This is a genomic window from Microbulbifer sp. A4B17 (genome assembly GCF_003076275.1).
In the GTDB taxonomy this organism is placed as follows: domain Bacteria; phylum Pseudomonadota; class Gammaproteobacteria; order Pseudomonadales; family Cellvibrionaceae; genus Microbulbifer.
In genome coordinates this window covers 239,082-259,373 of record NZ_CP029064.1, presented here as the reverse complement: position 1 = coordinate 259,373, position 20,292 = coordinate 239,082, and the positions used below count along the sequence as shown (strand labels likewise).

Genomic DNA, 20,292 nt, shown 5'->3' with positions numbered 1-20,292 from the left:
TCGACACACAGCAGGCGACTCAGTTCAAATTATCGCCACTTGCGCATTCATTGTAGGTATTGCGTTAAGAAGGTTGCACCTTCGCCATACTGCTCTTACCTTATCTATCCAACGAACGCTGGCAGCAGCTACAAATTGCTGAGCAAAACCAGTGATAGCCGGGACAGAAATACCCCACGATTTGGAAACCCGTATGAATTATTCCCTCGGTGTGGTGATGGACCCCATCGCCCAGATCAATTTTAAAAAAGATACGACGCTTGCACTGTTACAAGCCGCACAAGATTGTGGTTTCCAGCTGTTTTATTTTGAGCAAAGGCATCTTTACCTGGAGAACGGCCGGGCAACTGGACGCGGCTGCCCGATGCAGGTTTTCGATGATGAAAATCGATGGTTTTCTCTGGAAGAATCGAGAGAGATGCCGCTAGGCGACCTGGATGTAATTCTTATGCGCGTCGACCCCCCCTTTGATAATGAATATATTTATTCCACTTATATCCTCGAAGCGGCAGAGCGCGAAGGCGCGATGGTGGCAAACAAACCCCAGAGTCTGCGGGACTGCAATGAGAAAATTTTTGCGACAAGTTTCCCCCAGTGTTGCCCACCGGTTCTAGTCAGTCGTGATATGGACAAGCTGCGGGAATTTCATCGAACTCATCAAGATGTCATTTTTAAACCTCTGGATGGTATGGGTGGTGCAGGAATTTTCCATTGCAAACCAGACGGCGCCAACCTGGGAACAATTCTGGAAATGCTTACCAACCACGGCCGCCAACAGATTATGGCGCAACGCTACATCCCCGAAATCAAAGACGGTGACAAGCGTATCCTGGTCGTTAATGGTGAAGCGATCCCCTATTGCCTGGCGCGAATTCCGGAAGCGGGTGAGACCCGTGGCAACCTTGCGGCCGGCGGGCGCGGCGAAGCACGCCCACTAACCGATAGGGACCGTTGGATCGTTGAGCAGGTTGCTCCCACCCTGAAAGAAAAAGGACTGCTATTTGTCGGGTTGGATGTTATCGGGGACTACCTGACAGAAATTAATGTTACCAGTCCCACTTGTGTGCGGGAAATCGATGCCGCTTACAATACAGACATAGGCGCGCGACTAATGAGCGGCATCACACACCTGCTGGCACAAAAAAGGTAAACTGGGCGTTTGATAACCCTCAGGGCGGTTTACCACTGGGTAAAAGGCTGTGTGAAACGCATGCCCGAATAAGTAGTAGTTGATAATAGATAATGAATTCCTCTGCCAACGCGACACAATTTCACGCAATGCAGCGTGATCGCTTTGTGTTCTCATTATTTCTTGCCGTCGCCCTGCACGTGCTGATTATCTTTAAGCTGACTTTTGGCTCTCCAGACGGCGCGCAAGCGCCGCCGACTTTAGAAGTTACCCTGGCACAGCACCACTCGGCCCAGGCTCCCGAAGATGCAGATTACTTGGCACAATATAACCAATTAGCAAGTGGCACCGCTGATTCCCCACAAGAGTTATCCACTAACCGTCATGCAGAGTTTGCCGATACACAAATTCACGATGTAAATCCGCTGCCACAACAACAAGCCGCGCGCCCGACGGAGCAGCGCCGCCAGTTAATTACCACTATTGGTGAAAGCCCAGTACAGGCCCCAGAACTTCCTGCAGAAGATAAATTTTCTGAGGAAAAACGCGGCAACGCACCCAGTGATCTGGCGCAGAGCAATCCAGAAATAGCCAGCCTGCAAGCGCGCCTGGATAAGATTCGTCAAACCATTGCCCAACGCCCTCGCGTTCGTCGCCTCACCTCAGTGGCAACCAAAGCTTCTGCAGATGCAGCTTATTTACACGAGTGGCGCCAAAAAGTAGAAGCTGTCGGCAGTGACAACTTTCCCGAGGAGGCTCTGGAAAACCAAATTACCGGTAGCTTGCGTATGATGGTAAGGCTCCTGCCCACCGGAGCCGTGGAGGATGTTGTTATTCTTGAATCTTCCGGTGAGCGCATTCTCGACGATGCGGCCCAACAAATCGTGCGCCTGGCTGCACCTTTCGCCCCTTTTCCAACAGAGATTCGGCGCGAAGTGGACCGCCTGGAAATTATTCGAACCTGGCGATTCGACTTGACCGGGTTCTCTACTTCTGCGGGGGATCTGCCTAACCGAGGCTAAAATAGGCCTTCAACTGGCGGTTTATAACTGATCTATGCCTAATTCGAATATCGATAGCGACCTGACCCATGGGAGCCTGCGCGGCCAGTTCCTCCTGGCTATGCCCTGCATGGAAGACCCCCGATTCAAGCACGCTATCGCGCTGATTGTTGAACATAACAGCGAAGGCGCCATGGGAATAGTGATCAATATGCCCAGCAAAGTGCACTGGCATGAAGTTTTCGAACAACTTTCTCTGGAAGACCTGAGCATGCGCGGTGACGAGCCAGTTCTCCTTGGTGGCCCTATGTCCCCAGAACAGGGGTTTGTATTGCATGGCACCGGTATGCACTTTGATTCGACGACCGAAATCAATACTGATATCAGCCTGACTGCCTCAAAAGACATCCTTGAATCCCTCGCCGCCGGGCGCGGCCCCGACGATGTGCTACTCGCCCTCGGATACGCTGGCTGGGGTCCCGGACAGTTGGAGCAGGAGCTGACTGAAAATGCCTGGCTCACACTGCCCGCAGAACCTGAAACCCTTTTCGCCACCCCGGTCGAGAAGCGCTGGCAAAGCGCCGCCGCCCGCCACGGCATTGACCTTTCCGGACTCGGCTCCCAAGCGGGCCACGCCTAACATCGAGACCACAGACCTGTATGAACAAACCTGTCACGGCCCTCGCCTTTGACTTCGGCACCCGCTCTATTGGCGTTGCCTACGGGCAAAGTCTTACCGGAAGCGCTAGGGAGCTGCCCCCCTTGCCCGCAAAAGATGGCAAACCTAACTGGGACTCTGTCGAAGGCCTGATAAAGGAGTGGCAACCCCACCTTTTACTGGTTGGTCTACCCCTCAACATGGATGGTAGTGAAAGTGAATTTGGCCTGCGCGCGCGCAAATTCAGCCAGCGTCTGCACGGTCGCTATGGCCTGCCTGTAGAGCTGATCGATGAGCGCTTAAGTACTCGGGCAGCCAAGGAGGAGGCCAATGAACGAGGACACAAAGGCAACTACGCACGAGACCCGGTGGACTCTATCGCCGCACGAATTATCCTCGAGGACTGGTTGCGCGCACAGGGATAACTCCTCTGCGGCAGAAAGCCTCAGCGCATTGCGACTCTGTTAGAATGGCTCCTTCAACCAATAAGTGATTGAGCCGCATGTCTATAGATCGTATTCGCATTGCCACCCGTCAGAGCGCCCTGGCTCTGTGGCAGGCCAACTATGTCAAAGACCGCCTACAGCAGGCACATCCTGAACTTCTTATCGAGTTACTGCCCCTCACCAGCCGGGGTGACCAGGTTCTGGATATCCCCCTAACCAAAGTTGGCGGCAAGGGCCTGTTCGTTAAAGAGCTGGAAGTGGCGATGCTCGAAGGCCGTGCGGACATCGCTGTTCACTCGATGAAGGATGTCCCCATGGAGTTCCCCGAGGGACTTCACCTACCGATTATTTGCGAGCGTGAAGACCCTCGCGATGCCTTTGTCAGCAACCTTTTTGACAACCTTGATGACCTGCCCCAAGGCGCAGTTGTAGGAACCTCCAGCTTGCGCCGCCAGTGCCAATTACTTGCCCGTCGCCCGGACCTCAAAGTCACCTTCCTGCGCGGCAATGTGAATACCCGGCTGGCCAAGTTGGATGCCGGCGATTACGACGCAATCATCCTCGCTGCAGCCGGTCTGCTGCGGCTGGAAATGCCGGAGCGCATCCGCAGCTTCCTGGCAACAGACATCCTGCTGCCCGCTGGCGGACAGGGCGCGGTAGGTATCGAGTCGCGCCGCGACAGCGAACTGGATGCCTTGATCCAACCACTCCACTGCCCTGAGACTGCGGCCCGACTCAGTGCGGAGCGCGCCCTGGTTAGGCGCCTCAACGGCGGCTGCCAGGTGCCTATCGGCTGCTACGCAGAATTGGAAGGTGACACCCTGTGGTTGCGCGGACTCGTTGGCAGTCCCGATGGCAAAACCATGATACATGCCGACAGTCGTGGCCCTGCCGCTGAGGGAGAGCGCCTGGGTACTGAGCTCGCGGAACAGTTGCTGGCCGATGGTGCTGATAAAATCCTCGCCGCTATCTGATATGAGCGATCTCACCCCCGACCTGCTGCAGGGCAAACGTATTCTCAGTACGCGGCCAACTCAGCAGGCTGATAATTGGTGTGCGCTACTGCGCAGCCTGGGGGCCCAGGTAGACAATATCCCCATGCTCGGTATAGAACCTATTGAAGAACAGGCCGCTATACAGGCGTTAAAAAACTCCATTCTCGATTTCGATCAGATAGATGTGGCCATCTTTGTTTCCCAGAATGCCGTGCGTTTCGGTGTGGACTGGCTGGAGGATTACTGGCCACAGCTTCCTCAGGGTCCACGCTTTCTGGCTATTGGCGCGGCAACGGCGAACGCCCTGAAAAACCGGGGCATAGCCTGTGAACAAAATGGCAACACGATGAACTCCGAAGAGTTGCTGCGTCTGCCCTGGCTGCAGCAACTGGATGGGCAGCGGGTTCTTATTTTTCGCGGTGTCGGTGGCCGCCCCCTGATTGGCGAGACTTTGAGCGAGAGGGGCGCGAGGATAGCCTATTGCGAACTCTACCAGCGAGTTCTTCCACCAGAAGCTGCTTCTACTCTGGCAGGTTATAAATTCCAACCCGATGTTATTAGCGTTCACAGTGGGGAGACTCTCGACAACCTGGTTGCCTGCATTCACCAGATCGGCCGCAGCGCACTTTTCCAGGCCACTCTTATCTGCCCGAGTAAGCGGGTTGCCATACAGGCTAAAGGGCTTGGTTTTACCCATTGCCATAGTGCGCTAAATGCCGGTGATAACGCTATGCTGGAAACACTGCGTAAGGCGCTCGGCTGATTTGTTAGCAAATTTTCGATCGCTTTGCGTTAAAAATCTTAAAACGGCGTTGCGTCCGCTATTAAGGCTCGCGCCACTCGTTATAATCTGACGACATTTTCCACCTGCGCCGCCATACCCATGACCGACAAAAAAGATCAAAATGTAGCCGCAACTAGTGAACCCCCGGAAAACATAAAGTCTGTAAAAGGTAAAAGCAATTTCGCCAAAGCCGCAGAGAAAAAAACCTCGACAAGTAATGCAAGCGGCGGCGCGGCAGCCACTAAATCCAATGGGCTTTGGTGGTGGCTGTTATTTATCGTTGTTTTGATCGCTCTGGCCTCCCTCACCTGGTTCAACTCGCCACAGCTGAGAGAGCGTATAGGCACTCACTTGAACTTCCTGCCCAGAGCGACAACCGCTCCCGAGAGCACCGCCAGTCCTACAGGGGAAGCTCAAGAAACAACCAATAGCGAAGTAACCACCCAAGCACCAACAACTACGATCGCCCCGGAAGCCCCCGCTCCCGGCTCTACTGAACCCCAGGCTCCCGATTATTCAATAGACTTCAACCAGTTAGAGCAGGCCGACGCCAGTCTGCGCTCTCAACTGGAACGTCAGGATCGCACTATCGCCCAACTGCAACAGCAACTGGCATCTATGCAGCGCAATGTCACCGCACAGGGCAATCGGTTGGGTCAGCTGGGAAATGTAAGCCGCGACGACTGGCAACTGGCTGAGGCAGATTACCTGTTGCGCCTCGCCAACCAACGCCTGCTTCTTGAGGACGACAGCCGCACCGCGCTGGGGCTGGTCGAACGGGTAGACGAGATATTGCGTGATGTGGACTTACCGGATCTCTACGGCGTACGCCAGCAACTTGCTCGCGACATCACAGCCCTGAAATTAGTGCAAAATGTGGACCGCCAAGGCTTATACCTACGACTCAGCGCCCTGGAAGAACAACTGATCCGCACAAACATCCAGCCGCAATTCGATATGGCTTCAGTTGAGCAGCCCAGTGAAGAACAACCCAGCATCGAGGAAAATGCCCCTCTATGGAAGCGGGAATGGGACAACTTCACCCGCTTCATGCGCGAATCCGTGCGCCCCATTGATGGAGATATCAATCCGGTGATGCTATCCCCGCAGAGTGAAGCTCGCTTTCGTCAGACCCTCCGCCTGTATATGGAGCAAGCCCAACTGGCGCTGCTTCGCGGTGACACCACCGTTTACAAGGATGCTCTGGATAGTGCGCGTGCGCTGCTACTCAGTTACGGCACTGCCAGTCCTCAGCGGGATACACTGGCCCAACAACTGGCAGACCTGAGCGAACAACGCATCCAGGTCGAAATGCCGGATCTCAGCGCCTCCCAGGTGGCCCTGCGCAATTATATTGAGCGCCTACACAAAACATCTGGAACCGCTCCAGCTGCCCCGCAACAGGAGGAGAGCCAGTGAAAAGACTGTTCTTCACCGCCCTGGTACTACTGTTACTCGGTGCTTTTCTACCGGAGGCCATCAACAACTATCCGGGCTATCTGGTAATCGGTATTGGCGGAGAGCTCAATAAAGGCTACGAGATGAATCTCTGGTTCGCCATTTTCTCTCTGGTGGCAGCCCTGATTATTCTGTTCTTCCTGATATGGTTAGCTCGTAGCCTGCTCCGTGGATTCAGGGGCAGTGTCGACCGGCTGCGATTTGGTCGCCAGCGCGTAGCGCGCCGACGCTTGACCAGTGGACTGGTAGAATTTATGGAGGGCAACTGGTCCCGGGCACGCCGGCAGCTACTCAAGAGCGCCCCGCGATCTGAAGCCCCTCTCATCAATTATTTAGCGGCGGCGCGCAGCGCCTTTGAGCTGGGCTTCCGTGAAGAGGCCAACGAGTTACTCGCCAAAGCAGAAGCCTGCGGTGAGGATACCCGTCTCGCAGTAGCCCTGAGCCAAGCGCGTATGCAACTTCTGGATAAACACTACGAGCAGTGTATTGCCAGCCTGGAACGCGCCAAACAGCTCGAACCAAAACACCCCGCCCTGTTGCAACTTCTCAAACAGGCTTATTACCTTCTGGGCGACTGGAGCCGGCTTCGCGCCCTGCTTCCCGAGTTGGAGAAGCACGCCAATATGCCCGAAGCAGAGTTTCACCAGCTTGAACTTGAGGTGTATCAACATCAACTGACAGAAGCGGCCAATCGCAACGACATCGACAAATTACAAGCTACCTGGCAGAGCCTGAGTGGTCGCTGGCAACGCAGCGAAGCCCTGCGCAGCCTCTACGCACAACAGCTTCATCGTATTGGAGAAGATACTGAGGCCGAAAAGCACCTACGCTGGCTGCTCAACCGGGCCTGGGACTCCGATCTTGCCGAACTCTATGGCTGCCTGGTAGGGGCAGACCCGGCAGCACAAATATCTGCAGCTGAAGGTTGGCTAAAAGAGTATGGTGAGAGTGCCAGTCTGCTGACCTGCCTAGGGCGCCTGTCAATGCGCAATGAACTTTGGGGTAAAGCCCAGCAATATTTCGAAAAAAGCCTTTTATTGCGCCGAGATCCCATTACCTCCGCCGAACTCGCCCGCTTATTTCAATCCCTGGGAGAAAAAGACAAAGCCGCAAAACTCTACGAAGAGGGCTTGCTACAAGCAGTCACAGATCTACCCAAGTTGCCTATGCCCAGTCAGGGTACACCCCTGCTAGGAGCGCACGCTTGAGCCATCGCGACTGAAGGGCCCGGAGGCCTTTCAGTCACTCCCCGAATAGGCCTATAGTGATGTCCCGCTTACCAAATAAGGACCTCGCTGTGATCTTCCCAGCGCGTTATACAGCTGCCCTTTTCCTCATAATCAGTGTATTTTTTTCCGTCACCGTATCTTCTGAATATTCAGTAACCCCCCAAGATAAATCTTTAAGTGATTACCAATACCCCTATCCGGTTAATCATTTCCAATTCAAACAACGGGGCCAGCCACTGACCATGGCCTATATGGATGTACCACCTGCTCAGGGTAAAAAGCCAAGGGGAACGGTACTCCTGCTGCACGGTAAGAATTTTTCGGCAGCTTATTGGCAGGACACTATCAGCCAACTCAACCAGCTGGGATACCGGGTTGTAGCACCCGACCAAATCGGATTTGGAAAATCCAGCAAACCGCTGACCCAATACACTTTTCAGGGTCTCAGCAACAATACCAAGTCTTTGCTGGATAAATTGAAAATTAAAAAGGTTTTAGTAGTTGGGCACTCAATGGGAGGAATGCTGGCTGTCCGGTTTACCCTGATGTATCCAGAGCGGGTCGAAAAACTGGCACTTGTGAACCCAATTGGCCTTGAAGATTGGAAGCGCTGGGTCCCGTATGAACCCCTGGACAAGGCCATTGCGCGTGAAAGAAAACAAAACCCAGAGGCTATCAAGGACTATATGAGCAAAGCTTACTTTTCTGGTCAGTGGCGAGATAAATACAACCCACTTCTGGATATTCAGGCTGGTTGGACTCAAGGGCCCGATGCCGATCATATGGCAACCGTAGATGCCCTAACCTCAGAAATGGTTTTTACCCAACCGGTATTCTACGAATTTGCCGATATCAAGGTGCCGACCCTGCTGATTATCGGTATTCGGGATCGCACAGCCATTGGTCGCGTCCGTGCGTCTGAAGCAGTCCGATCTAAATTGGGGCGTTACGACCAATTGGGCAAAAGTGCCGCTGAAAAAATCCCCCACGCGAAATTAATTGAAATGGAGGGCGTTGGACACCTGCCACAATTCGAAGCTTTCCCTGCTTATTTTGGTGCTCTAAGTAAATTTCTTGAGGCACCAGTGGAAAATAGATAGTATTTAAGCTGGTTTAGTGAAAGCCCAACTAACGAAGCATTAGCAGAATAGTGAAGTGGGACATTTTTTATCAGAAAATAAATAGCTTGATCTCTGGGACTTCATCAATAATAAGTGATCGTGTAAATGGCGATTTAACCCCCACCAAGTCTCCGCTTGCATAAATTTCACAGCAGGCCTCAAGCAGCCCAAGGCAAAGCTACAAAAAGCAACATTGCAAAATAAGTAATTACTCCCTGCAACAGAGCGATTAAGATAGCCTTTAAAAAGCCCGTACCAAGCACAAGCATATAAGCAATAGCTGCCAGCGGTATTGTCATTAAAATCCCAGCGCTATCCGTCACACCCGGCAACATGCCGCCAACAATTCTTTGAATAATCAGGGCCAACAGCAAAGCGAAAAGACAATAAAATACACCCGTATTCTTCGCTCCCAACATGGCAGCTGCCAACTTCAGAGGCAGAACAAGAACTGCCACCATAATAATCACAAAAATAATTAATTCCATTTGTTACCTCTCCATTTAATTTTAGTTATTTACTCGCTTCCAACTTCCACCGTTTCCCAACCCCAGGAATTAGATATCAACTTGTTCTCAATGCAAGATGTCGTCATACGCAAAAACACAACCCAGGCAGAGCGTGCACTGTCATCCTATGCCAATATACTGGCAGCAGTATGCAAATTCAGTCGTGAATCATACTTATATAAACCAAAACCACAATAAAGTTCACAAATAAAAAAGCTGGCGCGAATTTCGCTCCAGCTTTGAGAAATAATACATCTAAACTATCAGTTAATAACGATTTGGCAGCTTATTTACGTACCAGGATCAAGGATGAGGGTAACTGCTCCCCGTTCTTTAAGTAAGTCTCTTCCCGCTGTAACTTGCCGTTACCTAACCAGGTAAAAGTGAGGCTATCCAGACGACTCTTACTGTCCAAAATAAAATTAGTTACATCTTTGAAAGAGAATGCCAAAGTATCTTCAGCACTGTTTTTTTGCCAGCTTAACCTGGGCTGATTACCTTGGGGACAATAGTGCGTCACTATTAAATTATCGTTATCCAAATGGTAAACAGTCAGGGAATGTTGGCGCCCTTTATAGAGCCAACTTTCAAGTATTACGCTTCCCCCAGCTGTATCGGCAAAACTAATAATAAAATCGTCATTTTCCGTCCCTTCCTTTTTCCACTCTCCAGCTAGCCCTTTGATCTTCTCAAAAGTTGCCTCTGCGCCATTATCCTGGCTGGCAATCACGGGCTGAAATATTGCGACCCCAAAAAGTAGAATTACTAGTTTTGATAAATTCCCTATCATATTCCCATCCAATCTTAGAAAAATACACAACAAGAAAGGCCCTCCTTAAAATAAGGATTTCAGGAGTGGTCATCCCACAATTGTTTTTATATTTTCATGAGACGAATCGCAATACGCTTCATCGCATCGGCCGATTTAATATCCATATCTCTGTTCATCAAGATAATAAAACCATCCTTACTTTCCGGCTCAAAATACATAGCTACAAATACGCCCAGATCAGTTCCCATGTGCCCAATACGGCCATTGCGATCGCGCCAAAAGAAGCGCTGCGACTCTGATACGGACACCGGTAATTGCAGACGAAACATTTCCTGATACATCACATCTGATAAGATCTGAGCTCCAGCTTTATCCCGATTATTAAGCAGCGCTAGCAAGAAATCGCTGAGGTCAGCAATGCTTACACGAACACCTCCATCAGGATACTGCGGATTACCACTGTGTGCATACGGGTGAAATTGCTTGTACTCAAAAGGAGGATCAATAAATCGGCCAATTAAATAGTTCATCTTCTCGGCTTCACTATCTACGCAAAGACCGACATATGGTACACATTGCTCTACTTTGTAGGGGACTGCGATAGAGCTCAGATCTATTTCATTGAGTCTCCAACTGGCAGTCTCCATATCCAGGCTGTAAAATAAAGTATCCCGGCTGTAGTTAGCAAGAGACTGGCCGGTTACTGACTCAACCAATAACCCAGCTAAACCCGCAGAAAGATTACTGTATTCCCTGTGCTCTCCTGGATTGTTTGTCAGATAATAATCCCCACTACCGTACAGGCTTCCCCCTTTAACCAGAAGGGAGTGTAGATGTTGCTCCAAACTGATAGAGGGATCACGATTTTCAGCGTAAGTGCCGTAGTCAAAATAATCTTTAATTGCTGCAGAATGACTCGCCAGATGTCTCAGTGTAATTTTTTCCCCCTCTATATGTGGATTGTCCACCTTAAATGGTAAATAACTATTGATATCCTCATCCAACGACAATTTATTATCGTCCACCAATTGCAACAGTGTTACGCCCATAATCGGCTTGCTTATCGAGGCAATATTAAATAACGTATCCTGAGTAACTGGTTTGCCAGCCTCAATATCGGCCATCCCGTACACTTGCTGAAGCGCGAGTTCACCCTCTTTTATTCTGGCAACGGCTATTCCGGGTATGGCAGCCTCACGCATAACTGCAGGTATAAATTCTTCGATATTATCAATTCCGACACTTTGCTCCTGCTCACCTGGTACGACTAGCAAAAATGTCAAAATACCTGTCGCTATCAGGCCCACTAAATAAATTTTCCTCATTAATGCATTCCTTAATAGTTAATTCAGGGCCACGGTCGAGCCCGTACCTGACTGCGACGCCAACAATAAAAGCTATAGATGCAAAGAAAGAGAAAAAAATAAAGAGTGACCGCTAAGCGGTCACTCTGCTGAGCGCCGCCAGGGGCGCTTATTTGGGCGGGGTACTGAGAATATAACGCTGTGCTTATTCGAGTCCTAATTTAGACCAGATTTCATCTACCTTTTTAACCACATTCTGGTCGCGCTCAATAGGTACGCCCCACTCACGACTAGTTTCACCTTCCCATTTATTAGTCGCATCAAAACCTATTTTTGAGCCTAAACCGGAGACCGGTGAAGCAAAGTCTAAATAATCAATCGGAGTATTTTCTACCATCACTGTGTCCCGCGCCGGATCCATACGTGTGGTCATCGCCCAGATTACATCTTTCCAGTCCCTGGCATTAACATCTTCATCGGCGACAATAACAAATTTGGTATACATAAACTGACGCAGGAAAGACCAGACCCCCATCATTACGCGCTTGGCGTGACCGGCGTATTGCTTCTTCATAGTGACGACTGCGAGACGGTAAGAGCACCCCTCCGGCGGCAGATAAAAATCCACAATTTCGGGAAATTGCTTTTGCAGTATTGGCACAAAAACCTCGTTTAAAGCTTCTCCCAGAATTGCAGGTTCATCTGGCGGGCGCCCTGTGTAGGTGCTGTGGTAAATGGGATCTTTGCGATGGGTGATCTTCTCCACCGTAAATACCGGGAAGCTATCCACTTCGTTATAGTAACCCGTGTGATCTCCATAAGGGCCTTCGTCCGCCATATCATCGGGATAGATAAAGCCTTCCAACACATATTCAGCACTAGCGGGTACCTGAAGGTCACTGAGAAAGGCCTCGGTGACTTCAGTCTTGTCACCGCGCAGCAGGCCGGCAAAAGCGTATTCGGACAAGGTATCCGGCACGGGGGTAACAGCCCCCAGAATTGTAGCGGGATCGGCACCCAGGGCAACAGCTACCGGATAGGGTTCACCGGGGTGCCTCTTACACCAGTCCCGATAATCCAGCGCTCCTCCGCGATGACTGAGCCAGCGCATAATCAGGCGGTTCTTTCCGATTAATTGCATCCGGTATATGCCCAGGTTTTGCCGTTTCTTCTCGGGTCCCCTGGTAATCACTAAGGGCCAAGTGACCAGTGGGGCGGCATCTCCCGGCCAGCAGGTTTGGATTGGCAGTTTTTGCAGATCGACCTGGTCCCGCTCAATAACTACCTGTTGGCAAGCGGCACCTTTTACGACTTTTGGCCCCATATTCAGGACCTGCTTAAAGACCGGCAACTTCTCCCAGGCATCACGTAGATTTTCCGGTGGCTGTGGCTCCTTGAGAAAAGCCAGAAGTTCTCCCACTTCACGCAGTTCGGCGACACTTTCTCTTCCCATCCCCAGAGCAACTCGCTCTGGCGTTCCGAAAAGGTTGGCAAGAACTGGGGTCTCAAAGCCTACCGGGCTCTCAAACAGCAACGCTGGCCCCTCAGCTCGCAATACGCGATCGGAAATTTCTGTCATTTCCAAAATGGGGTCAACAGGGTGCTTGATTCGTTTTAGTAGGCCGCGCTTTTCCAGCAACTTAATAAAGTCGCGTAGATCTTTATATTTCATGGGCTAACAAGGCGTGACTATAAACCAGAGCGCAGTGTAAAACAGAAGGCGCAGGATAGGTAACAACACACCAATTGGAATGCAGGGAGAGGAGGGAGGGAGTCGCGGCTCGCAAGCCTGGGCTGCGAGCCGCGGAAATAATAAGCCTGTAACAGCTTAGAAGCGGGGGCGACGCGGACGATCTTCGCGAGGCTTAGCTTCGTTAACGCGGATGTTACGGCCAGACATAGGCTGGTCGTTCATCTCTTCGATAGCTTTGCGTGCTTCATCGTCGTTAGGCATTTCTACGAAACCGAAGCCTTTAGAGCGGCCAGTCTCACGGTCGGTGATAACAGTAGCCCGAGAGATCTCTCCGAATGCACCGAAAGCTTCGTGCAGGTCGTCAGAGGTTACCGCGTAGGCCAGATTTCCAATATAGATATTCACAAAAGGTTCTCACTAGGTGTGTGGGCTGTCGTGCAGTCACAAATGGATAACCAGCTCCACCAGATTAACCATTTGAGATTGGCCCTTTCGGAGAAACTCCTGGGCCAATTCAGTAAGGCGCGTTGCCTAAAATCCATATCAAGCGCCACAATGTGGAACTTTATATGCCTTATAGCTCGCCTTTTCAACAGTAATAGACGCAATTAACCGCCTTATTCTGCTTTAAGTAAATAAAGAGCGCCTTTATAGACGCAACTTTATATACAACAATTATTTCCGTTTCATGGATAGGAAGAATTCATCATTTGTCTTGAAATCTTTCAATTTATCCACTAGGAATTCAGTCGATGCCACATCTTCCATATCGTGTAACAGCTTACGTAAAATCCACACGCGCTGTAGCTCGCCCTCTGGCATTAACAACTCTTCCCGGCGAGTGCCGGATCTGCGCACATTAATGGCTGGATATACGCGTTTTTCAGCAATCTTGCGATCCAGCTGCAATTCCATATTACCAGTACCTTTGAACTCCTCGAAAATCACTTCGTCCATTTTCGAGCCGGTATCGATAAGCGCAGTAGCAATAATAGATAGACTTCCGCCTTCTTCAATGTTTCGCGCAGCACCAAAGAAGCGCTTCGGACGCTCTAAGGCGTGGGCATCAACACCACCGGTTAATACTTTACCGGAGCTAGGAACTGTTGTGTTGTAAGCGCGAGCCAAGCGGGTGATAGAGTCGAGCAAGATAACCACATCTTTCTTGTGCTCTACCAGGCGCTTGGCTTTTTCAATTACCATTTCCGCTACTTGTACGTGACGCGCCGGTGGCTCATCAAAAGTAGAGGCAACAACCTCACCCCGCACGGAGCGCTGCATTTCTGTCACTTCCTCAGGGCGCTCATCAATCAGCAATACGATCAAATGGCATTCTGGATTATTGCGCGTAATGGCTTGCGCCATATTTTGCAACATAATCGTTTTACCCGCCTTCGGCGGCGCAACAATCAAACCGCGCTGGCCTTTTCCGATCGGAGCAACAAGATCAATAATACGACCAATCAGGTCTTCGGAGGAGCCGTTTCCGCACTCGAGGGTGAGGCGATCGTTGGGGAAGAGAGGAGTGAGGTTTTCGAAAAGAATTTTGTTACGTGCGTTTTCCGGTTTGTCAAAATTAATTTCGTTAACTTTTAATAAAGCAAAATATCTTTCGCCTTCTTTCGGTGGGCGAATCTTTCCGGAAATTGAGTCGCCCGTACGTAAATTAAATCGGCGAATCTGACTTGGAGATACATATATATCATCCGGTCCCGCGAGATAAGAGGAGTCAGCAGAACGCAAAAATCCAAAACCGTCTTGAAGGATTTCTAATACGCCGTCGCCATAAATATCTTCACCGCTTTTGGCGTGTCGCTTGAGAATATTGAAAATAATATCCTGCTTGCGAGAACGGGCCAGGTTTTCCAGGCCCATGCCTTTGGCTATTTCAATCAACTCTTCAATGGGTTTGGTTTTTAATTCGGAGAGATTCATACCAATTGCTTATTAATGTTTCTGTTGTCATTTGGCGCGGACACGCCTGAAATTTTGAGGAGGGGTTTGATAATTAGAGATTAGCTCGTCTATTTACCCGAAACACCTAGGTACCTTTTTCTACCAAGACCACAGTACTCAGTAAACTTATGCTCTCCATAATCAATTTATGGAGCATTATCAGAACAAGTTCAACTCGAGGAGTATACGCACCGGGGATGGTCAGGGACCCTGTGGAGGGGCGTTTTGTCAGCTCGTCTCACTTAATTCAAGACCGCTGAACTATTTCAGAATTACAGCCAGTATAACGGGTGTTTCCCATCCTGCAAAGAAATTTACCCCTTTGCAGGATAGAAACGACAGTCTTACAGCTGGCTGTCGATAAATTCAGTCAGCTGTGCGCGGGACAATGCGCCGACTTTAGTGCCTTCTACATTGCCACCCTTGAACAACAGTAGTGTGGGGATACCGCGGACATTATATTTTGCCGGGCTCTCTTTGTTGGCATCAACGTCTACTTTTACGATCTTCAACTTATCGCCGTAGTGGCCAGCCAGGTCTTCCAGCACTGGAGCGATCATCTTGCACGGGCCGCACCACTGTGCCCAGAAGTCTACCAGCACAGGGCCTTCAGCTTTGAGAACTTCTGCTTCGAATTCAGCGTCAGATACGTTGATGATTGAGTGCTCGCTCATATTGCATTCCTGTTCTTTAGTTTCTCGATGCGAGGGCACAGCCAACGCATCTTCTCACGGTCACAGCAGTGGTTTTACAGCTGCGATGCACCATTGCCCTCAAAATTGGGGCGCAAAATGGGATTTCAAGTCTCTCCTGCCAACAGACTTACGTCTGTTCCAGGAAACGCTGCAGGACCTCATCGATATAGTCAAAGCCAAAAGCACTGGCGGCAATTCGCTCGTCTAAACACTCCACAAGCTCCATAGCTATCAGAGTGGGCCACTGTTTTTGCAGTTCAGACAGTGGCAACCCGGTGTAATGTGTAAAAGTCTCGCTGGGAACCCCCCCCACTAGGCGAAGGGTATTCATCAGAAACTCCAGCGGCAAATCCTCACTCTCAACCTGATCAGTATGGGGTTCAGATAAAGCGCTGTGCAGCAACCCTGGTTGCTGCCTGCCAATGGACAGGTAATCCTTCGGTGTGCGAGTACGTCGACTGCGCAAAATTTGTCCACTTTCCACCAGAGTCACCTTGCCATGAGCACCGGCACCAATACCCAAATAGTCTCCGAAAGACCAGTAGTTAATATTGTGGCGGGACTCGAGTTGGGATTTACTGTAAGCCGACACCTCGTAGCGGCAATAACCCTCCGACGCGAGCAGTTCTCGCCCACTGCCCTGCATACTGGCAATCATCTGCGAGCCGGGGGTAACCGGCGGCGCACTGTAAAATGCCGTGTTTGGCTCAATTGTTAGCTGGTACCAGGAGATATGCTCTGGGGCCAGGGAAATTGCCCGACGCAAATCATTGAGGGCTTCCTCTTCAGTCTGTTTGGGCAATCCGTGCATCAAGTCGAGGTTAATATTCTCAAAGCCTGCTCGGCGCGCCATTGCCAGAGCACTCTCGGCCTCTTCACCGCTGTGAATACGTCCCAGCTGCTGCAATTGGTTGGAGTCGAAACTCTGCACTCCAATGGACAGGCGGTTAACCCCGACAGCCCGGTAGCCGGTGAACTTGGCCTGTTCAAAAGTGCCGGGGTTAGCCTCCAGGGTGATTTCGATATCGTCCGCAAATCCGACCACTTGCTCGGCACCTTCCAGGATCTTCCCAATTGCTTGTGGGGAAAACAGGCTCGGTGTGCCGCCGCCAAAAAATATGGACTGCAATTTACGCCCCTGTACCCAGGGCAGCTGGCTTACCAGGTCAAGGCGCAACTGCTCCACATATTCAGATTCCGGCAGGGCATAATCTGAGTTAACGCGATCTCTATCGGCCTGGTGGGAGTTGAAATCACAGTATGGGCATTTGCGTACACACCAGGGAATGTGAATATACAGACTGAGCGGCGGCAGTTGTAATACGGCGCTGTTATCAGGCAAGGTCGGCACCCTGCATATTCTGTCGCCACAAAAGTTCAAATTGGGCCATGGCCTTGGCCCGGTGGCTCAGGCGATTCTTCGCCTCCCTCGGCAACTCAGCAGAAGTCATCCCCTCGGACTCAACAAAGAACAGCGGGTCATAGCCAAACCCCTGATCCCCTGCGGGCTCCCGTAAAATCGTACCGCTCCACTTAGCGCTGCATACCAATGGCACCGGGTCGTCCCATTGGCGCACAAAAGCCAGGGCACAGTGGAAACTGGCGGTGCGCTGGTCTGTCTCGGCATCGCTAAGGGCTTCCAACAGCTTTGCATTGTTTTTCTCATCCGTAGCTCCTACTCCCGAGTAACGCGCAGAGTAGATTCCCGGTGCGCCGCGTAATGCATCCACCGCCAAGCCTGAATCATCCGCCAACGCCGGCAAGCCACTGATGCGGCTGGCATGGCGAGCTTTGATCAAGGCATTTTCAATAAAGCTCAGCCCAGTTTCATCAGCGTCATTCACCCCAAACTCAGATTGGGGCAGAACCTCTACCTCCCACGAGGCAAACAGCTGTGAAAATTCGCGAAGTTTGCCGGCATTACCACTGGCAAGAACAATTTTATTTAACATGTCACTTCAAATAAAAAGCGGGCCTGAGCCCGCATTACAATTCATAGGGAGTGGATTCGGCGGGCACCCAAGCCAGCGGAATCTCATTGCATTACTAGCGATCCAGTTTGCGACGGAAGCTGATCGTCTCATTTTTACCATTGGGCAGTTTGACATCTACGTTAAAGGTGAGGGTTTCCTCAGCCTCAAATCGTAGGGGCGCGAGATAATACACAGCATCCCCTTCCCGGATTTCCTTAAACTTAAGCGGCCTCGACTGCTGGATCAGATTAGTTGCTGTCCCAGACATCTCAGCGCTGAGACCATGTGTTCCGCCATCCTTCTTAACTACAGAGACATTCACATAGGCCCGGTCTTTTGCCCGCGCCAACTGGTACTGACGCGCGATGTCCGGCTGGATAAAATCGCTGTTGAACACTGAATAGACCACTCGATAGTCGCCAAAATCAACATAATTTTTAATTATACGTGCTTCCTGCGCAGCAGCGCCGGCAGACAAAAATAGCAGGGCCACAGAAGCAGCCACGGCAAGGATACGTTTCACACTCCACCTCCAGTTGTTATAGCCGCCACCTCTACCAATAAGTTCGGTGGTCAACTCCAGTCAGGGCCCCTGGGTGCCCTTCACTCAATCTGTCCCTCGCGCCAAAGTCCTCCACAAAAGAGCTGGCGCAAATCTTAGTTTAGCGAGTTAGATGATATATGGCTGTCTCACCAAACAAATTTGGTAAAAAGTCTTTGAGTGCCCGGCCCGCCAAGGACTCAGAAACCACCTGGCGATGCAGGATGGTCCAGCTGTTTTCCCGACACAACACCTCAAAGTCAGTAAAAGTACAAAAATGAATATTGGGCGTGTTATACCACTCGTAAGGTAATAAATCAGATACCGGCATACGCCCGGAAAATGCGAGGTGCCAGCGAGCCTTCCACTGTCCAAAGTTGGGAAAAGTTATGATGCAATCCCGGCCGACCCTGAGCATCTCCTCCACAACCAAGTGTGGCTTGCTCAGGGTTTGTAGTGCCTGGGTCATGACCACGGCATCAAAGCTGCCGTCGGCAAAATTGCCCAACCCCGTATTCAGGTTTTGCTCGACAACATTGACGCCACGGGCAACGCAACGCTCAATTTGCTCGGGATCGATTTCAAGGCCATAGCCTTTAACGTTCTTGTTTATCCCTAGCTGCTCGAGCAGCGCACCGTCGCCACAGCCGAGATCGAGAACCCGGCTGCCAGGTGTAATCCAGCCCTGGATCACATCCAAATCTATCCTCATCAGCACACCTCCTCAGCAATGTCGGCCGCAACTCGCTGCATATAGGCCCGAAATACCCCTTCATAGCGGGTATTGGGTAGCAGGAAGGCGTCGTGCCCCATTGCCGACTCCACCTCGGCATAACTCACCGGTATATCCGCATGCATCAGTGCATCGGCAATTTCCCGGGAGCGCTCAGGTGCAAAGCGCCAGTCAGAAGTGAATGACACCAATAAAAAGCGACACTTTGCATGGGAGAAGGCCTCTACCGGGTCATCATCGTACTCCCGCGCCAAATCGAAGAAATCCAGCGCTCGTGTCATCAGGATGTAGGTGTTGGGGTCGAAAGTGTTGGAGAAACTCGCTCCCTGGTGGCGTAAATAGCTCTGTATTTGAAATTCCACTTCTTCATCCGACCCCTGTTGAAAGCTGCCACTGCGCAATTCACGGCCAAACTTCCGCCCCAAGCCGTCGTCGGAAAGATAAGTGATATGACCGATCATACGCGCAACGGCCAGGCCTCGACGGGGCAACTTACCCTCTTGCAGATAGTGCCCGTCACAAAAATCCGGGTCGGATGTAATCGCCTGACGCGCCGTCTCATTAAAGGCGATATTTTGTGCAGACAACTTCATGGCAGAGGCAATAACCACGCAATGGCGCAGACGCTCGGGGTATTCCAGAGACCAGCGCATCGCCTGCATCCCGCCGAGACTGCCACCTATCACAGCTGCCCATTGATGAATACCCAAAATATCCGCCAGGCGAGCTTGGCTGTGAACCCAATCGCGCACGCGCAGCGATGGGAAGTCCGGCCCCCAGGTAGTGCCGGTCTCCGGGTTTATGGATATGGGACCCGTAGACCCGTGACAACCACCGAGATTATTAACGGACACTACGAAAAAATGATCGGTATCGATCGGCTTGCCTGGACCGATGTAATGGTCCCACCAACCCGGACGCTTATCCTCGGCATTGTGTCGCCCTGCAGCGTGATGGTGTCCCGAAAGCGCGTGACAGATCAGGACTGCATTACTCTTTGCTCCATTGAGTTCGCCGTAGGTCTCGTAAACCAGAGTGTAATTTTTGAGCACTCGGCCACAGGCCAGTTCCAGCGGCTCACTAAAGCTGTGACTTTTGGGCTCGACAAGACCCACTGAGCCAGCATCATCGGTAGTGGCAGCTTGAGCTTTCGGGGAAGCGGTAGAATTTTCCGTTGACAAGGTACTGTATCTGTCATGTTGAAAGGTATTGCTTGGCAAATGCCTAAGCAATCAGTGAACGAGAACACTGCAACTTATAACAAATGCCAGTCAGAACCAATAACAATTGGGAGC

21 protein-coding genes are annotated in these 20,292 nt (G+C 51.1%); 9 read left to right on the top strand and 12 right to left on the bottom strand.

Annotated elements, in window-relative coordinates:
- The first annotated feature begins 193 nt into the window (after nucleotides 1–193).
- The 9 genes from gshB to BTJ40_RS01230 all read left to right on the top strand — a co-directional run bounded on the left by gshB (nucleotide 194) and on the right by BTJ40_RS01230 (nucleotide 8,800).
- Entirely contained in the window at nucleotides 194–1,150 is a 957-nt protein-coding gene (gene gshB / locus BTJ40_RS01270) for a glutathione synthase (RefSeq protein WP_108731420.1), read from the top strand.
- A 92-nt stretch (nucleotides 1,151–1,242) separates the two neighbouring features.
- Nucleotides 1,243–2,151 (top strand): energy transducer TonB, encoded by a 909-nt coding sequence (locus BTJ40_RS01265; protein WP_108731419.1) that lies wholly within the window; start codon nucleotides 1,243–1,245, stop codon nucleotides 2,149–2,151.
- Nucleotides 2,152–2,185: 34 nt separating this feature from the next.
- A complete protein-coding gene (locus BTJ40_RS01260) occupies nucleotides 2,186–2,770 on the top strand; it encodes a YqgE/AlgH family protein (protein ID WP_108731418.1) in 585 nt (194 codons plus the stop codon).
- A 20-nt stretch (nucleotides 2,771–2,790) separates the two neighbouring features.
- Entirely contained in the window at nucleotides 2,791–3,213 is a 423-nt protein-coding gene (ruvX, locus tag BTJ40_RS01255) for a Holliday junction resolvase RuvX (RefSeq protein ID WP_108731417.1), read from the top strand.
- A gap of 77 nt (nucleotides 3,214–3,290) precedes the next feature.
- Nucleotides 3,291–4,208 carry a hydroxymethylbilane synthase gene (gene hemC / locus BTJ40_RS01250; protein ID WP_108731416.1) on the top strand — a complete coding sequence of 306 codons (918 nt, stop codon included), beginning with the start codon at nucleotides 3,291–3,293 and terminating at the stop codon, nucleotides 4,206–4,208.
- A 1-nt stretch (nucleotide 4,209) separates the two neighbouring features.
- Nucleotides 4,210–4,992: a uroporphyrinogen-III synthase gene (locus BTJ40_RS01245; protein ID WP_108731415.1), complete on the top strand. Its 783-nt coding sequence runs from the start codon at nucleotides 4,210–4,212 to the stop codon at nucleotides 4,990–4,992.
- A gap of 120 nt (nucleotides 4,993–5,112) precedes the next feature.
- Nucleotides 5,113–6,432, top strand: a complete 1,320-nt coding sequence (locus tag BTJ40_RS01240; protein ID WP_108731414.1) for a uroporphyrinogen-III C-methyltransferase — start codon at nucleotides 5,113–5,115, stop codon at nucleotides 6,430–6,432.
- Nucleotides 6,429–7,679: a heme biosynthesis HemY N-terminal domain-containing protein gene (locus BTJ40_RS01235; protein WP_108731413.1), complete on the top strand. Its 1,251-nt coding sequence runs from the start codon at nucleotides 6,429–6,431 to the stop codon at nucleotides 7,677–7,679. Before BTJ40_RS01240 ends, BTJ40_RS01235 begins: the two co-directional genes overlap by 4 nt.
- Before the next feature lie 59 nt (nucleotides 7,680–7,738).
- Nucleotides 7,739–8,800: an alpha/beta fold hydrolase gene (locus tag BTJ40_RS01230; RefSeq protein WP_108731412.1), complete on the top strand. Its 1,062-nt coding sequence runs from the start codon at nucleotides 7,739–7,741 to the stop codon at nucleotides 8,798–8,800.
- A 179-nt stretch (nucleotides 8,801–8,979) separates the two neighbouring features.
- On the opposite strand, the gene BTJ40_RS01225 is transcribed toward BTJ40_RS01230, so the two are convergent.
- The 12 genes from BTJ40_RS01225 to BTJ40_RS01170 all read right to left on the bottom strand — a co-directional run bounded on the left by BTJ40_RS01225 (nucleotide 8,980) and on the right by BTJ40_RS01170 (nucleotide 20,178).
- Nucleotides 8,980–9,309, bottom strand: a complete 330-nt coding sequence (locus BTJ40_RS01225; protein ID WP_108731411.1) for a hypothetical protein — start codon at nucleotides 9,307–9,309, stop codon at nucleotides 8,980–8,982.
- Between the two features lie 307 nt (nucleotides 9,310–9,616).
- Entirely contained in the window at nucleotides 9,617–10,120 is a 504-nt protein-coding gene (locus tag BTJ40_RS01220; RefSeq protein WP_157953852.1) for a hypothetical protein, read from the bottom strand.
- A gap of 86 nt (nucleotides 10,121–10,206) precedes the next feature.
- Nucleotides 10,207–11,427 carry a serine hydrolase gene (locus BTJ40_RS01215; protein ID WP_108731409.1) on the bottom strand — a complete coding sequence of 407 codons (1,221 nt, stop codon included), beginning with the start codon at nucleotides 11,425–11,427 and terminating at the stop codon, nucleotides 10,207–10,209.
- Nucleotides 11,428–11,611: 184 nt separating this feature from the next.
- Nucleotides 11,612–13,078, bottom strand: a complete 1,467-nt coding sequence (ubiD, locus tag BTJ40_RS01210; protein ID WP_108731408.1) for a 4-hydroxy-3-polyprenylbenzoate decarboxylase — start codon at nucleotides 13,076–13,078, stop codon at nucleotides 11,612–11,614.
- A gap of 156 nt (nucleotides 13,079–13,234) precedes the next feature.
- Complete coding sequence (locus BTJ40_RS01205; protein WP_108731407.1) at nucleotides 13,235–13,504, bottom strand: RNA-binding protein; 270 nt, start codon at nucleotides 13,502–13,504, stop codon at nucleotides 13,235–13,237.
- Nucleotides 13,505–13,774: 270 nt separating this feature from the next.
- Nucleotides 13,775–15,034, bottom strand: a complete 1,260-nt coding sequence (gene rho / locus BTJ40_RS01200) for a transcription termination factor Rho (protein ID WP_108731406.1) — start codon at nucleotides 15,032–15,034, stop codon at nucleotides 13,775–13,777.
- Between the two features lie 365 nt (nucleotides 15,035–15,399).
- The gene (gene trxA, locus BTJ40_RS01195) at nucleotides 15,400–15,729 is read right to left on the bottom strand and encodes a thioredoxin TrxA (protein WP_108731405.1); all 330 of its coding nucleotides are present in this window, start codon (nucleotides 15,727–15,729) and stop codon (nucleotides 15,400–15,402) included.
- A gap of 148 nt (nucleotides 15,730–15,877) precedes the next feature.
- Nucleotides 15,878–17,101 carry a radical SAM family heme chaperone HemW gene (gene hemW / locus BTJ40_RS01190; protein WP_108731404.1) on the bottom strand — a complete coding sequence of 408 codons (1,224 nt, stop codon included), beginning with the start codon at nucleotides 17,099–17,101 and terminating at the stop codon, nucleotides 15,878–15,880.
- Nucleotides 17,085–17,702: an RdgB/HAM1 family non-canonical purine NTP pyrophosphatase gene (rdgB, locus tag BTJ40_RS01185; protein WP_108731403.1), complete on the bottom strand. Its 618-nt coding sequence runs from the start codon at nucleotides 17,700–17,702 to the stop codon at nucleotides 17,085–17,087. Before rdgB ends, hemW begins: the two co-directional genes overlap by 17 nt.
- Nucleotides 17,703–17,796: 94 nt before the next feature.
- Nucleotides 17,797–18,246 (bottom strand): DUF4426 domain-containing protein, encoded by a 450-nt coding sequence (locus BTJ40_RS01180; protein ID WP_108731402.1) that lies wholly within the window; start codon nucleotides 18,244–18,246, stop codon nucleotides 17,797–17,799.
- A 139-nt stretch (nucleotides 18,247–18,385) separates the two neighbouring features.
- Nucleotides 18,386–18,976: a methionine biosynthesis protein MetW gene (metW, locus tag BTJ40_RS01175; protein WP_108731401.1), complete on the bottom strand. Its 591-nt coding sequence runs from the start codon at nucleotides 18,974–18,976 to the stop codon at nucleotides 18,386–18,388.
- Nucleotides 18,976–20,178: a homoserine O-acetyltransferase gene (locus tag BTJ40_RS01170; RefSeq protein WP_108731400.1), complete on the bottom strand. Its 1,203-nt coding sequence runs from the start codon at nucleotides 20,176–20,178 to the stop codon at nucleotides 18,976–18,978. Before BTJ40_RS01170 ends, metW begins: the two co-directional genes overlap by 1 nt.
- Nucleotides 20,179–20,292 lie beyond the last annotated feature (114 nt).

What these genes read in the sequence shown, in the direction of transcription:
- gshB (WP_108731420.1), top strand. Translation starts at nt 194, where the DNA reads ATGAATTATTCCCTCGGTGTGGTGATGGACCCCATCGCCCAGATCAAT.
- BTJ40_RS01265 (WP_108731419.1), top strand. Translation starts at nt 1,243, where the DNA reads ATGAATTCCTCTGCCAACGCGACACAATTTCACGCAATGCAGCGTGAT.
- BTJ40_RS01260 (WP_108731418.1), top strand. Translation starts at nt 2,186, where the DNA reads ATGCCTAATTCGAATATCGATAGCGACCTGACCCATGGGAGCCTGCGC.
- ruvX (WP_108731417.1), top strand. Translation starts at nt 2,791, where the DNA reads ATGAACAAACCTGTCACGGCCCTCGCCTTTGACTTCGGCACCCGCTCT.
- hemC (WP_108731416.1), top strand. Translation starts at nt 3,291, where the DNA reads ATGTCTATAGATCGTATTCGCATTGCCACCCGTCAGAGCGCCCTGGCT.
- BTJ40_RS01245 (WP_108731415.1), top strand. Translation starts at nt 4,210, where the DNA reads ATGAGCGATCTCACCCCCGACCTGCTGCAGGGCAAACGTATTCTCAGT.
- BTJ40_RS01240 (WP_108731414.1), top strand. Translation starts at nt 5,113, where the DNA reads ATGACCGACAAAAAAGATCAAAATGTAGCCGCAACTAGTGAACCCCCG.
- BTJ40_RS01230 (WP_108731412.1), top strand. Translation starts at nt 7,739, where the DNA reads ATGTCCCGCTTACCAAATAAGGACCTCGCTGTGATCTTCCCAGCGCGT.
- BTJ40_RS01225 (WP_108731411.1), bottom strand. Translation starts at nt 9,309, where the DNA reads ATGGAATTAATTATTTTTGTGATTATTATGGTGGCAGTTCTTGTTCTG.
- BTJ40_RS01220 (WP_157953852.1), bottom strand. Translation starts at nt 10,120, where the DNA reads ATGATAGGGAATTTATCAAAACTAGTAATTCTACTTTTTGGGGTCGCA.
- BTJ40_RS01215 (WP_108731409.1), bottom strand. Translation starts at nt 11,427, where the DNA reads ATGAGGAAAATTTATTTAGTGGGCCTGATAGCGACAGGTATTTTGACA.
- ubiD (WP_108731408.1), bottom strand. Translation starts at nt 13,078, where the DNA reads ATGAAATATAAAGATCTACGCGACTTTATTAAGTTGCTGGAAAAGCGC.
- rho (WP_108731406.1), bottom strand. Translation starts at nt 15,034, where the DNA reads ATGAATCTCTCCGAATTAAAAACCAAACCCATTGAAGAGTTGATTGAA.
- trxA (WP_108731405.1), bottom strand. Translation starts at nt 15,729, where the DNA reads ATGAGCGAGCACTCAATCATCAACGTATCTGACGCTGAATTCGAAGCA.
- rdgB (WP_108731403.1), bottom strand. Translation starts at nt 17,702, where the DNA reads ATGTTAAATAAAATTGTTCTTGCCAGTGGTAATGCCGGCAAACTTCGC.
- metW (WP_108731401.1), bottom strand. Translation starts at nt 18,976, where the DNA reads ATGAGGATAGATTTGGATGTGATCCAGGGCTGGATTACACCTGGCAGC.